This is a genomic window from Streptomyces sp. HD (assembly GCF_028369295.1).
Lineage (GTDB): Bacteria > Actinomycetota > Actinomycetes > Streptomycetales > Streptomycetaceae > Streptomyces.
Genome location: NZ_JAQMYP010000023.1, coordinates 83187 through 96065, shown reverse-complemented (window position 1 = coordinate 96065; position 12879 = coordinate 83187). Strand labels below are relative to the sequence as shown.

Annotated in this window: 10 protein-coding genes; 3 read left to right on the top strand and 7 right to left on the bottom strand. The window is 70.2% G+C overall.

Features of this window, described 5'->3' with window-relative positions:
- Positions 1 to 1041, bottom strand: coding sequence for a hypothetical protein (locus tag POF73_RS22945; protein ID WP_272118558.1), 1041 nt, complete (start codon positions 1039 to 1041; stop codon positions 1 to 3).
- A gap of 424 nt (positions 1042 to 1465) precedes the next feature.
- Complete coding sequence (locus POF73_RS22935) at positions 1466 to 2638, bottom strand: acyl-CoA dehydrogenase family protein (RefSeq protein ID WP_272118431.1); 1173 nt, start codon at positions 2636 to 2638, stop codon at positions 1466 to 1468.
- Positions 2639 to 2969: 331 nt separating this feature from the next.
- Here POF73_RS22935 and POF73_RS22930 point away from each other — a divergent pair, with 331 nt between their 5' ends.
- The gene (locus POF73_RS22930; protein WP_272118430.1) at positions 2970 to 4220 is read left to right on the top strand and encodes a glycoside hydrolase family 18 protein; all 1251 of its coding nucleotides are present in this window, start codon (positions 2970 to 2972) and stop codon (positions 4218 to 4220) included.
- Between the two features lie 276 nt (positions 4221 to 4496).
- Here the strand turns inward: POF73_RS22930 and POF73_RS22925 are convergent, their stop codons facing one another.
- The 5 genes from POF73_RS22925 to POF73_RS22905 all read right to left on the bottom strand — a co-directional run bounded on the left by POF73_RS22925 (position 4497) and on the right by POF73_RS22905 (position 9708).
- Complete coding sequence (locus POF73_RS22925; protein ID WP_272118427.1) at positions 4497 to 5156, bottom strand: TetR/AcrR family transcriptional regulator; 660 nt, start codon at positions 5154 to 5156, stop codon at positions 4497 to 4499.
- A gap of 146 nt (positions 5157 to 5302) precedes the next feature.
- On the bottom strand, positions 5303 to 5443 hold the full coding sequence (locus tag POF73_RS22920; RefSeq protein WP_272118426.1) for an SCO1431 family membrane protein: 141 nt from the start codon (positions 5441 to 5443) through the stop codon (positions 5303 to 5305).
- Between the two features lie 103 nt (positions 5444 to 5546).
- On the bottom strand, positions 5547 to 6920 hold the full coding sequence (locus POF73_RS22915; RefSeq protein ID WP_272118424.1) for a peptidase C39 family protein: 1374 nt from the start codon (positions 6918 to 6920) through the stop codon (positions 5547 to 5549).
- Between the two features lie 255 nt (positions 6921 to 7175).
- Positions 7176 to 8630 carry an amino acid permease gene (locus POF73_RS22910; protein ID WP_272118422.1) on the bottom strand — a complete coding sequence of 485 codons (1455 nt, stop codon included), beginning with the start codon at positions 8628 to 8630 and terminating at the stop codon, positions 7176 to 7178.
- Positions 8631 to 8754: 124 nt separating this feature from the next.
- Complete coding sequence (locus POF73_RS22905; protein WP_272118421.1) at positions 8755 to 9708, bottom strand: hypothetical protein; 954 nt, start codon at positions 9706 to 9708, stop codon at positions 8755 to 8757.
- 253 nt (positions 9709 to 9961) lie between these two features.
- Here POF73_RS22905 and POF73_RS22900 point away from each other — a divergent pair, with 253 nt between their 5' ends.
- Together POF73_RS22900 and POF73_RS22895 are read left to right on the top strand one after the other, a co-directional pair.
- Positions 9962 to 10582, top strand: a complete 621-nt coding sequence (locus tag POF73_RS22900) for a uridine kinase family protein (protein ID WP_272118556.1) — start codon at positions 9962 to 9964, stop codon at positions 10580 to 10582.
- Positions 10583 to 11013: 431 nt separating this feature from the next.
- On the top strand, positions 11014 to 12879 hold the full coding sequence (locus POF73_RS22895; protein ID WP_272118419.1) for an AAA family ATPase: 1866 nt from the start codon (positions 11014 to 11016) through the stop codon (positions 12877 to 12879).

Sequence of the window (12879 nt, the reverse complement as noted above, 5' to 3'; positions counted from 1 at the left end):
CTACGGTGCGACCGACTTGAAGTCCGTGAACCCGCTCGGCGCGTGCCGCCCGAACGACCCGTGCTCGAAGATCCCGTGGCCGACCCTGCCGTCCAGCCGGAAGCGCGCGGCATGGTCGGTGACTCCGTAGGCGGCCAACGGGTGGGCCCCGGTGAGGTCGTAGACACGACGGTCGGTCCAGCCGCGCCCCTGCCAGGTGCCGTGCTGCCAGTCGTCGGCGGGCGGATACCCGGCGCCGATCGCCAGCGGGGACGAGGCGAGGACCTCCACCTCCAGTTCCTGCGGTTTGCGGACGTCACCGAGGTGGATGAGGGCGCGTTCGGGTTGGCGGGTGCCCGAGCGGTAGGTGATCTCGGTCTGGGGCCAGCCGAGTTGGCGGTCGCGATGGCCGGGGCGGACCAGCGTCGCCTCGTTCAACGAGCGGTGTCCGTCCGCGTCCTCCTGGACGATCACCATCAGGAACCGGTCGTCGAAGCGCACCGGACACCAGATCCAGTGGAAGCCCTCGGTCGGCCGCTCCTCGGCGAACCGCCCGCCCTCCTCCCCCGGTATCGGGCGCACGCCCCAGCTGCGGTCCCGTGTACCGGTCCACTCGGCCGGCGCGACCCGGAACTCCCGACCGCCCGCGCGCACGACGCCCGCCACACCACCCGCCTGCACGAAGCGGCGCCCTTCGAGGCTGAGCCGATCGCCGCGGCGCTGGACATGGTGGGGTTCCCAGAGGGCGGGGAACTCCGCGGTCCAGGTGATGTCGTACGACAACGCGTCGTCGTCGCAGACCAGCCGCAGTCGGCGCAGCGGCTCCACGACCTCGATCCGCAGCGGCCCGACGGCAAGCCGCATGCGGTCCTCGCCGAGTGCGTCCGACGCCCGCACCGCGTGCAGGGTGTCCCCCACGCGCAAGGTCGCATAGGCGTCGATCACCCCGACGTTGGGGTACACCCCGAGGCCCACGATCAGCAGGGCACGGCCCTCGTGGTCGAGGACGTGGAAGATGCAGCGGTCGTAGGCGTTGCGGTCGCTGGTCGCGACGTACCTCATGGACAGGGGCGCCTGATGCACCGGGTACTCGTCGAGCGGTACGGGGCGGTCGTCGTCGGCCACGGCAAGCCTCCCTGGAGACGGCTGGGCTGACGGTACGTCAGACAGCGTCGGGTGGCCAGAGGGCGACGGCCGGGAGCGCCGGATGCCCGCGAACTCACGCCCGAATCCCATGGGCGGTGACTTGTCCGCCTGCCTCCGCGTTGCCCTGGTATGCCCCCCATCTATTCAGCGACCGGGCCACAGCGCCGCATCTTCGTTCCGCGACCCGCAGGAACGCTTCCGCCTGCGCCGCCGCAGCCGTCCGACCCGCCGATCTACCGGGATCTGATGCGCAAGTGGGCCGACCGGGGCCGGACCCTGCCCGGGCGCCATGACCCGGAGTGGATCGAGCTCACGGCGCCGCAGGTCAGGCGGGGTCAGTTCAGCGTCCTTCGGGACCTGCCAGGTGACGGGCGATGACCATCCGCTGAATCTGGTTGGTGCCCTCGACGATCTGCAGGACCTTGGCCTCACGCATATAGCGCTCGGCCGGGAAGTCCGCGGTGTAGCCGTATCCGCCGAGAATCTGGACGGCGTCGGTGGTGGCCTTCATCGCGGTGTCGGTGCAGTGCAGCTTGGCCATCGCCGCCTGCTTGGCGAACGGCCGGCCCGCGTCCCGCAGCCGCGCCGCCGCCAGATACAGCGCGCGGCCCGCCTCGATCTGGGTCGCCATGTCGGCGAGCATGAAGCGCAGGCCCTGGAAGTCGGCGATGGGCTTGCCGAACTGCCGGCGCTCGGTCGCGTACGCCACCGCCTCGTCCAGCGCCGCCTGGGCCACGCCGATCGCACAGGCCGCGATGCCGAGCCGCCCGGAGTCGAGCGCGGAGAGGGCGATGGCGAAGCCCTGACCCTCGTCGCCGAGCCGACGGTCGTCGGAGACCCGCACGCCGTCGAAGTGGACCTGGGCCGTGGGCGAGCCCTTCATGCCCATCTTCTTCTCGGGTGCCGCCGCGCTCAGCCCTGCCGCGTCGCCGGGCACCAGGAACGCGGTGATCCCGCGCGGGCCGTCCTCGCCGGTGCGCGCCATGACCGTGTAGAAGTCGGCGATGCCGCCGTGCGTGATCCACGCCTTGGTGCCGCTGATCACCCAGCCGTCACCGTCCCGCACCGCCTTGGTCCGCAGGGAGGCCGCGTCCGATCCCGACGACGGCTCGGAGAGGCAGTACGCGCCGAGCAGCCCGCCGCCGAGCATCGCGGGCAGGTGCTCGACCTGCTGCTGCTTGGTGCCGTAGGTGGCCAGGGCGTAGGAGGCGAGGGTGTGCACGCTGACACCGAGGCCGACGGTGAGGCGGACCGCGGCGAGCTCTTCGAGGACCTGGAGGTAGACCTCGTACGGCTGGTCGCCGCCGCCGTACTCGGCGTCGTACGGCAGGCCGAGCAGTCCGGATTCCGAGAGCAGGGTGAAGACCTCGCGCGGGAAGCGTCCGGCGTCCTCCTCCTCGGCCGCGTTCGGGGCGATCTCGCGCTGCGCGATGTCGCGGACGAGCGAGATCAGATCCCGGGCCTCGTCCGTGGGCAGTTGACGGTCCACCGGCTGCGGGGCGCGGTCGGGCATGGTGACGCTCTCCTCCCTTTCGGGAATGTCGGCGGTGGCACGCCTTGGGTGGGGCGGCTCCGCCTGGTGTCTCGGGTGCCGGCCGGTTCTCCGCTCCCGGGTCGCGGAAGCTGCTGACCAGCGGCTCTGCGGTGAGTATGCCCGATCGAGGACATCGAGTCACCAGTTAACGACCGCTTACTCCAAGAAACTTTCCCCTTCCCTCCCCCTCTCCAAATTGGTCCGAACCATTGACCAATTGGTCTAGTCCTCCTAGCGTTTCGGTCCAACGCCTCCCCGCGTTCATGCCAATCGGCGTGCGATCCCTCTGTCCTCTGCGAGGAGACACCCGATGCACACCCCGCTCCCCTCCCGCACTCGCGGCCGCACCACGCTGGCCGCCGTGTGTTCCGCCGCGCTCGGCGCCGCCCTGCTCGCCGGTGCCGGCACGGCGACCGCCGACCAGGACGGCCCGGACCAGGACGGTGCCCGCAGGGCGGCCGGCTCCAAGGTGGTCGGCTACTTCACCGACTGGGGCATCTACGACCGCCAGTACTACGTCAAGAACGTCGAGACCTCCGGCTCGGCGAAGAAGCTCACGCACATCAACTACGCCTTCGGGAACGTCGTCGGCGGCAAGTGCGCGCTCGGCGACTCCTGGGCGGACACCGACAGGCCGTTCACCGCGGCCGAGTCCGTGGACGGTGTCGCGGACACCGCGGGACAGTCACTGAGCGGCAGCTTCAACCAGCTGCGCAAGCTGAAGAAGCTGCACCCGAACCTCAGGGTCGTCTGGTCGTTCGGCGGCTGGAGCTGGTCCGGCGGCTTCGGCGAGGCGGCCAAGAACCCGGCGGCGTTCGCGCAGTCCTGCCACGACCTGGTCGAGAACCCCAAGTGGGCGGACGTCTTCGACGGCATCGACATCGACTGGGAGTACCCGAACGCCTGCGGCCTGACCTGCGACACCAGTGGACGAGAGGCGTTCCCCGAGCTGATGAAGGCGCTGCGCGCCAAGTTCGGCAAGCGGGATCTGGTGACCGCGGCGATCACGGCCGACGCGAGCGAGGGCGGCAGGATCGACGCGGCGAACTACGCGGGCGCGGCCCGGTACGTCGACTGGTACAACCCGATGACGTACGACTACTTCGGCGCCTGGGCGGCCACCGGTCCCACGGCACCGCACTCCCCGCTGCAGTCCTACCCGGGCATCCCCCAGGAGGGCTACAACACGGCCGCCACCATCGCCAAGCTCAAAGGCCTGGGCGTCCCGTCCTCGAAGCTGCTGCTCGGCATCGGTTTCTACGGCCGCGGCTGGACCGGCGTCACCCAGGCGGCCCCCGGCGGCACCGCCACCGGCCCGGCGAAGGGCACCTACGAGGACGGCTTCGAGGACTACAAGGTGCTCAAGCGGACCTGCCCGGCGACCGGCACGGTGGGCGGCACCGCGTACGCCAAGTGCGGGGACGAGTGGTGGAGTTACGACACCCCGGCGACGATCGCGACCAAGATGAGGTTCAAGGACCGGCAGGGGCTGGGCGGCACGTTCTTCTGGGAGCTCAGCGGGGACACCGCGAACGGTGAGCTGATCAAGGCCATCAAGTAGCGGGACCCACCGGGGACTTGGGGCGGAGAACCACGAGACCTCCGCCCCGGGTCTTGGCCGGCCGGGTCCTGATGGCCCAGGACCCGGCCGGCCTGTTCCACATGGGGCGGGTCCCGATCAGGCGAGCCCCGGGAGCTGATCGGGCGCGCCCTGGGTCCCGATCAGGCGGGCCCTGGGGGCGATCGGGGGCCCTGGGGGCGATCGGGCGGAGTCAGTCACCCCGCCGGGCTGAAGGGGCGGGTCCGTTCAGACTGGTCCAGGTCCGGATCGGCCGGGTCAGTCGCCCCGTCGGGCCGGATCGGGGGTCTTGTAGGCGGGGTCGAGCTCCTCGATGGCACGCATGGCGCCGCCCAGGGTCTTCACCAGCAGTTCGCGCATGGTGTCGCGGGGCAGCTCGGGGCGGTCGATCCAGTCGAGGGTGGCGCCCTCCACGCTGCACACCCAGGCGAGCAGGCCCATGCGGGCCAGCGGAGCGATGTCGGTGCGGCCGTACGCCCCCTCGGCGAGCGTCGCCACGATCGCCTCGCGCACCCCGTCCCGGATGGAGTGCACCTCGGCGTCGAAACCGACGCCGCCGCTGACGATGGCGCGGAACGCCGCCTGGTTGTGCTCGGCGTAGCGCAGATAGCTGTCGATGGTGCGGTGGACCCGGTCCATCGGCTCCAGTTCGAGGCCGCTCGCCGCGAAGGTGACCAGGTCGGCGACGGAGTCCTCGATGATCGCCAGGTAGTAGCCGCGCTTGGACTGGAAGTAGTAGTAGATGAGCCCCTTGGCGACATGGGCCTGCCGGGCGATGTCGTCCATGGAGAGCGCGTCGTACGACGTGTCGGCGAACAACTTCCGCCCGATGGTGATGAGTTCGGCACGACGCGCCACCGAACGCTCGGTGCCGCGAGCCCGGGGACGGGCCGCTTCGCGCTGTTGACTAATATTCAATTTCGAACCCTGAATTCCAACGGGCGGCGGGACATCGGCAGTATGGCAGACCTGCATCAGCTGCTCGTTCGAGTCTGATCGACTCTGATGGGTCCTCTGTACCCGGGGTCGGTATATGTCCGGCCAAAGACCCTGTGTGTCTCAGCTCACAGCAGACCGAGCTGCGTCACCAGCATCGCGACGACCACGACGAGAATCCAGCCCATGACATGCTCGGCGATCTTCGGGCCGTCGTCCTTGGGGCCGCCGGTACGGACGCGGGCGGCTGTGGCTGAGTGCGCGGTCATACGCCCACCTTGCCAGCGGGAACGGTCTTTGCGGTCGAGACGTTGCTCACAGGGCAAAGGCCCCGGTTTCCCGGGGCCCTCCCCCACGCCTTCCCACGACGGCTCAGCGCACGCCGACCGCGGCGAGCGCCGCACGCTGGCGCGGTGTCGGACACGCCGGGAAGTACAGGTAGCAGACGCCTCCGGTACCGGAGACGACCTTGCCCGAGGCGTTGTACCGCTTGGTTCGCAGCCAGATGTTCTCCCATTCGCGCCGCCGGTAGACGCGCCGCACCGCCTCGTTGCTCGGTGAGAACGGGTCGTTGGCGATCACGTCGCCGTCCGCGGTGAACCCTATGACGGTCATCAGATGCCCGGCGGTGCCGTACCCCGCCCCCGTCAGTTCCTCCTTCAGGAAGGACTGGGACGTTATGGCCGGGATGCCGGCCGCGATCAGCGTCTCCAGATCGGTGAGCGAGCCGAGCCGGGTGACGACGGCCCGGAGGTCCTCGAAGGTGGCCGCATAGGCGGCGTTGAACGGCCAGTTCCCGCAGCCCTCGTACTGGTAGTCGAACGTGAACCGGGCCGCATGGCAGACCTGTGGGTCGGCGAACGACGGGTCGACCCAGGCCAGCTGTTCCGGGGTGAGACGGCCGCCCCAGTACTCGATGATCATCTGCGAGGAGGTGGGGCTGCACCAGGCCTCGCCCCCGTTGTCGTACTCGGGGTACTGGCCGATGTGCGTCTCCTGCGAGTAGCGCGGGACGACCAGTTCCCGGGCGGGACCGGGTGTGGTGGCCGGGACGGTGAAACGGTCGGGGACGTCGGATCCCATCGCGCCGACCCGCCAGACCTTGGGGGTGAGCCGGGTGCCGGGCTTGCGGTAGAGGGTCAGCCGCAGCCGGTACGAGGCGAGGCGCAGCCCGGTCGCCGGGTCGTCGACGGCGAGGGTGTCGGTCCAGACGCTGCTCTTGCCGTCGCTCTGGTCGTCGACCGAGGTCCGCCTGATGTCCTGGTCGCCCGCCGCCCAGCGGCCCATCACGTACCAGGGGGTGGCGGTGCCGTCGGAGTAGGTGCCCGCGAGCTCGATCTGGAGCCAGGTGCCGTCGGGGGTGTGAGCGTTCCAGGAGGCGATGACCTCGGTCGCGGGGACGCCGAGCTCATGGACGGGGGACGTCCAGGTCGCGTACTCCCAGCGGGCGGTCTGCCCGGTGTGCGGGTCGGTGTAGTCGGTGGTGCCGGCGGGCCCGGCGATCACGATGCCGGGGCGCGAGCCCGCGACGGCACGCGTCCCCTCGCCGGTCCCGCAGCGCCAGTCGGCGTACGTGGTCCAGGCGTGGTTGTCGACGGTGCAGGCCGGGGTCGGGGCGAGGGGCACGGGAGCGGCGGGCATGTCGGCGCGGGTGTCGGCGACGGCCGGACCCGCGGTGCCGGCGACGGCTGCGGCGACCGCGGCGGCCAGAACGTTTCTCCGGGACGGCTGTTCGGCTCTGCTCATGGGCGGAAACCCCCAGGTGTCCGAGTCGGGGCAGGTCCAGTGCACAGTTGTCCGCCAACTATGGCTCCGGGCGGCACCGTCTGCCAGTACGTCGGTCCCCGGCGCGCCCAGGTTCATTGGTGTCGACCAGTGGCGGGGGCGTGAGGACCACTGCCGCCGCAACCACCGTAAGAGCAGGGCGAGATGAGCGGGAGAGGGGGTCCCGGCGTACCCCACCGCGGTGGTGCCGGTACGCCGGGACCAGTGATCGGGACGTCAGACCAGGTCCATGGCCGCCACCTCGTCCGGACGGCCGTAGCTGACCGGCCCGTGGAAGCGGCGGCGGGCGGTGGTGAACCACCACACCGTGGCCACGGCCAGGACGGCGGCCAGGGCGACCGGCGCGTAGTTGAACGAGTCGACGGTGACCGGTGAGGCCTGCGGCAGCATGAACAGAACGCTGCTGAGCAGGATCCAGCTCACCGCGACGATCCCGACCGGCCGTCCCCAGCGGCCCAGGTGCCAGGGCCCTGGCTGGAACTCGTCCCCGAGGCGCAGCCGGAGCAGGATCGGCACGGCGTAGGCGAGGAAGAGCCCGACGACATTGACGCTGACGATGGCGGTGAACGCCGTGTGCGACCACCAGCCGGGCAGCACGAGCGCCAGGGAGCAGGCGACCGCCAGCCACACCGCCTTGACGGGGGTGCGGGTGCGCGGCGAGACCGAGTGCCACCAGCGGGAGCCGGGCATCGCGCCGTCCCGGGAGAAGGCGAAGATCTGCCGGGTGTTGCTGGTGAGATTGGCCAGACCACAGAAGAGCATGGCGCCGATCACGATCAGCAGCAGTACCTTCGCGGTGCCGACCCCGAGCCCGTCGATGAGGATCTGCACGGGAGGTGCGTCGGCGCTCGCCACCCGGTCGTAGTCACGAATGCTGTAGACCAATGCGAGCATCAGCAGCAGTCCCGAGATCGCCGAGTAAGCGATCGCCCGCGTGATCCCGCGCGGTGCGTTGACCGTCGCCCGCACCGTTTCCTCGGACATGTGGAAGCTGCCGTCGAAGCCGGTGAAGGTCCAGCTCGTGACCAGCAGCCCGAGCATCCCGCCGTAAAGGCCACTCGTGAAACCGGTGTTGTTCGCGAAATGCGTGACAAAGGAAGCCGACTGATGATGCTCGGGCATGACGATCAGGGCGGTGACGATCACCACCAGTCCGCTCAGCAGCCACCACACGGAGATCCGGTTCAGTACGGCCACCAGCTGCACGGTGTAGGTGTTGGCGAGCCCCTGCAGCACGATGATCAGGCCCGTGATCAGCACCGTCCGGTGCGGCGTCGGCTCGTACGAGGGCCACTGCAGGGCCATGAAAGCCTGTACGAAGGTGGCGGCGGCGTAGCCGGTGGCGGCCGTGCCGCCGACCTGGCCCACGAAGTTCAGCCAGCCGGTGTACCAGGACCAGGCGCCCTTGTGCCGTTTGGCGAGCTTTCCGGCGGAGAAATACAGCGCACCGCTCGTCGGATAGGCCGAGGCGACTTCCGCCATCGCTGCCCCCACGAAGAGCACCATGACGGAGACGCCGATCCAGCCGAAGACGAGAACGCCGGGTCCGCCCGCGTTGAGACCGAAACCGAATCCCGAGAAGATACCCGAGATTATATTGATGATGGTGAACGAGATGGCGAAATTGTCGAACGCCTGAAAACGCCGCGTCAGTTTTCTCGGATAACCCATCGCATGCAGGGTCGCATCGTCGTCTAGCTCGATCGGAGCGGCTCCCCCGCGGGCTTTCGCACGCGAAGCCGATATCCGTTGCTGCACGGGTCGGACCTTTCTCTCGGTGGGGGGTTGAGATGCGTCAGACGGCCGGTACGGGCAGGCCGCAGGCGCGGCGCGCCCGGGACAGCTGCTCGGCCGGGTCGCCGAAGACGCACCAGGGCATCCGGGAGGCGTAGGGCCCCATCCTGGTGAAGACGGCGCGTGCCTCCTCCTCGCGTCGGGCCATGACCAGGGCGTGTCCGAGGTAGGCCAGGTCGAGGACGGGGGTGAACCGGTATTCGGCCACCGCGGGCAGCCACTGCTCGTGGATCGCCAGGGCGGTCGAGGTCCACTGCGGCTGCTCCCAGACCCGGTCGGCGAGCAGTTGGGTCGGGTCGTAGCACTCGACCAGGGCGACCAGCGGCAGCAGGCGCAGCGGTGAGTCGGCGGGGGCGCGCTGGCCGAGGAAGGCGGCGACGTCCCAGGCGGCGGTGACCGAGCCGCCGTGCCGGGTGAAGAAGCAGGCCAGGAAGCGGTGGTGGGCCTCGCGGTGCCAGGGGTCGAGCGAGAGGACGTGCGCGAACAGGCGCCACGGCCCGGCGGGTGCCGTGAGCAGACCGCGCGGCGCCTGGTCGCGCAGCCGGTGCAGCCGGGCCATGGCCAGCTTGGCCACCCAGGGTGTCGGATCGGCCGGGTCGGCCGACGCGGCCCGGTCGCAGGCGGCCAGCGCTATCCGCTCCAGTGCCTCGGTGCGCGGGTCGCGGGCGTCTGCCGCGCGCAGCGCCCGCAGCACGGCCACCCGGGCCCACAGCAGCGCCGCCTCGGCGCCGGGCTCCTCGGCCAGCCAGCGCTCGACGAGGTCGGAGTCGGCGGCCTCCGAGGCGAGCACCAGGGAGCGATGGGCGCGCAGACCGGCGTCACCGCGCGTCTCGGCCAGGGCGTCGCGGGCGCTGAGATATCGGCCGGCCCGGACATCGACGCATACGCTTGCGAGCACGCGGTCGTCGGCCGCCGGATGCCACACATACTGCCCTTCGAATAACCCCGCGGCCATCTGTCCCAGCCCATCCCCGTTACGGCGTCTCACAGTTGCGCACCAAGCACCCTACTCACCACGGGTCTCAACCGGAACGTAGATTTCGATGTGGCGGCCGGAGTTTTTCGGCGGCATTGCACACAACCGGCCGCTAGTTCAAAGCGACACGTTTTCTGTTCGGGTCGCGCCATCCCCGTCAAGTACGCGCTTTCAGGCCTACTAGAATGTTCCACAGAGATATGCCCATCACCGCTCCACACCGGGAAAAACGATTCACGACCTAGCCACCCGGCTCCGCCGGCTCCCCCCGTCCTGCGGCCCGGTCCGCCTGATCGGTGTCGACGGGCACGCCGGTTCCGGAAAGTCCACGTTCGCCGGGGAGTTGGCCCGGGCGCTGGGCGACGCCCCGGTGCTGCATCTCGACGACATCGCCAGCCATGACGAGCTGTTCGAGTGGACCGACCGTCTGCTGACCCAGGTGATCACACCGCTCGCCCGGGGCGAAAGCGCCCACTACACGCCCTACGACTGGCGGGCCCGCCGGTTCGGACCGCCCGTCCCCGTGCCGCCCGCCCCGGTGATCGTCGTCGAGGGCGTCGGCGCCGGCCGGCGTGCGCTGCGCCCGTACCTCGCCCGGCTGCTGTGGATGGAGCTGCCGCACGAGGAGTCCTGGCTCCGCGGCCGCTCACGGGACGGCGAGGAGCAGCGGGAGTTCTGGCAGGGGTGGGTCCGGGCGGAGCTGAGGCACTTCGCCGACGACCCGTCCAGGCCGTTCGCCGACCTTCTGATTCAGCAGTGCGGCAAGGGATATGAGGTACTCACTGGGCCTGCCGGGACGGTTGGACCGGACCAGCCCATCACGCAGGGTGACGACCCATCGGCAATGTGCTGAACTTGTGAAGAGCCTTGCGGGAGAAGTTCCCGGAGTGCTCCAACTCGGCTTGACCCGGGGGCCGTACAGGACTTACGTTCTCAATGTGCGGCCCATCGAGGTCGCCCCCCTACGCGAAGCCCCCGGTTGTTCCCCCGTGATCGGGGGCTTCGTTCTGCCCTCATACTCTCATTCCGGGCGCCTAGAGGCGTGGTTCGCTCACCCTCGGTCACCAAGGACCGGCGCCCGATCTGCTCCCACCTCGTCAAACGTCCGGTGCGGCACCCTGGGGCGGGCCATGCCCGCGCAGGTACGATGCCCTCGGTGCGACCTACGGACGGCTGCTCTGCGCACCGTTGCAACTCCGGTCCGCGGTACGGCGGTTCGAACAAGGCGGCCCCGGGCGACGGCCCGGTGGCCAACCGACGGGGGCACGGTTTGTGGGGGACGTGATGGACTTCGGCATGCAGGGCCCCGAGGCCCCGGCCGACCTCGCCTGGCTGCGAGGTGTGGACGCCTACACGATGGGGGCCTATCCACAGGCGGAGGAGGAGTTCCGCACCGCGGTGCGGATCGATCCCGGGATGGCCGACGGCTGGCTCGGCCTGCACGCACTGCGCGTCGACACGACGACCGCGCTGCTGCGGATGTTCCGGCATCGGGACCGCTTCGGGGAACAGCGGGCCCGGCATCGGCGGGCGCTGAACTCCTGGTACTGGCTGGGCTGGTGGGTGCAGCCGGTCCTGGAGAGCCCGCGGGACCTGCTGCTGGCGCACTCCTCGCACTGGCTGGACGGGCGGCACGTCCCGGAACTGGACCGGGCGCTGGCCGGGCTCCCGCCCGTGGACACCGATCATCAGGTCCGCTTTCTGCACGCCTGCCGCGCCTATCTGGTCAAGGACTGGGAACAGCTGGTCCGGCACACCGACCCACTGCTCGACGACGCGCTGCTCGGCATCGAGGCGGGCCTGTTCGGCGGCATGGCGCGGGTACGGCTGGAGATGTACGGACAGGCCGAGCCGCTGCTGTCGGCAGCACTGATGCGGTGCCGCAGTGAGCAGCCACAGCGCAAGGAGCTGCGGTACTGGCTGGCCCGGGCGCACGAGGGCACGGGCAGGTCGGCGGCCGCGTTACCGCTCTACCGTGCCGTGCACCGCGTCGACCCCGCCTTCATGGACACCTCGGCCCGGCTCGCGGCCATCGCCGAGTGCGACGGATACGACGACCCCGCCGACCTCGCGGCGATCACGCTGACCGGGGTCGGGCAGGACATGGTCGACGGCCCCGACGGGCTCGATCCGCTCTTCGGCACCGAGGGCCGGGACCTGCGGCTGCCGGACCCGGATCTGCCGCCGGCCGGTTCGCTGCCGTCGGTGGTGGATCCGGCGGTGCGCGAGAAGGCGAGCGTGCCGTCGGATCCGCTGCCCGCAGGGCCGACCGACCCCGGGCTGCTTGAGGAGGCGCTCACCGAACTTGAGCGCATGGTGGGCCTGGAGCCCGTCAAACGCCAGGTCAAGGCGCTCTCCGCCCAGTTGAACATGGCCCGGTTGCGCACCGGGCAGGGCCTGCCGGTGCAGCCGCCCAAACGGCACTTCGTCTTCTCCGGCCCCTCCGGCACCGGCAAGACCACGGTCGCCCGCATCCTGGGCCGAGTCTTCTACGCCCTCGGACTGCTCGGCGGCGACCATCTCGTGGAGGCCCAGCGGGCCGACCTGGTCGGCGAGTATCTGGGCCAGACGGCCGTGAAGGCCAACGAGCTCATCGACTCCGCGCTCGGCGGGGTGCTGTTCGTGGACGAGGCGTACTCCCTCTCCAACACCGGCTACGGCAAGGGCGACGCCTACGGCGACGAGGCCCTGCAGGTGCTGCTGAAGCGGGCCGAGGACAACCGGGACCACCTGGTGGTGATCCTCGCCGGCTACCCCGAGGGCATGGACCGCCTGCTGGCCGCCAACCCCGGCCTGTCCTCGCGCTTCACGACCCGCGTCGACTTCCCGTCCTACCGCCCCCTCGAACTCACCTCGATCGGCGAGGTCCTCGCCGCGGAGAACGGTGACGTGTGGGACGAGGAGGCGCTCGACGAGCTGCGGTCCATCGCCGGGCACGTGGTCGATCAGGGGTGGATCGACGAGTTGGGCAACGGACGGTTCCTGCGGACGCTGTACGAGAAGAGCTGTGCCTATCGGGATCTGCGGCTGTCGACCTATCCGGGCGCCCTGACGCGGGACGACTTGTCGACATTGCGGTTGCCGGATCTGATGCAGGCCTACGGGGAGGTCCTGTCGGGGAGGGGCCCGCAGGACCCGTCTGCCATGTGA

Excerpts from the sequence above, each read along its gene's own strand:
- POF73_RS22945 (WP_272118558.1), bottom strand. The coding sequence starts at position 1,041 with ATGAGGTACGTCGCGACCAGCGACCGCAACGCCTACGACCGCTGCATC.
- POF73_RS22935 (WP_272118431.1), bottom strand. The coding sequence starts at position 2,638 with ATGCCCGACCGCGCCCCGCAGCCGGTGGACCGTCAACTGCCCACGGAC.
- POF73_RS22930 (WP_272118430.1), top strand. The coding sequence starts at position 2,970 with ATGCACACCCCGCTCCCCTCCCGCACTCGCGGCCGCACCACGCTGGCC.
- POF73_RS22920 (WP_272118426.1), bottom strand. The coding sequence starts at position 5,443 with ATGACCGCGCACTCAGCCACAGCCGCCCGCGTCCGTACCGGCGGCCCC.
- POF73_RS22915 (WP_272118424.1), bottom strand. The coding sequence starts at position 6,920 with ATGAGCAGAGCCGAACAGCCGTCCCGGAGAAACGTTCTGGCCGCCGCG.
- POF73_RS22910 (WP_272118422.1), bottom strand. The coding sequence starts at position 8,630 with ATGGGTTATCCGAGAAAACTGACGCGGCGTTTTCAGGCGTTCGACAAT.
- POF73_RS22905 (WP_272118421.1), bottom strand. The coding sequence starts at position 9,708 with ATGGCCGCGGGGTTATTCGAAGGGCAGTATGTGTGGCATCCGGCGGCC.
- POF73_RS22895 (WP_272118419.1), top strand. The coding sequence starts at position 11,014 with ATGGACTTCGGCATGCAGGGCCCCGAGGCCCCGGCCGACCTCGCCTGG.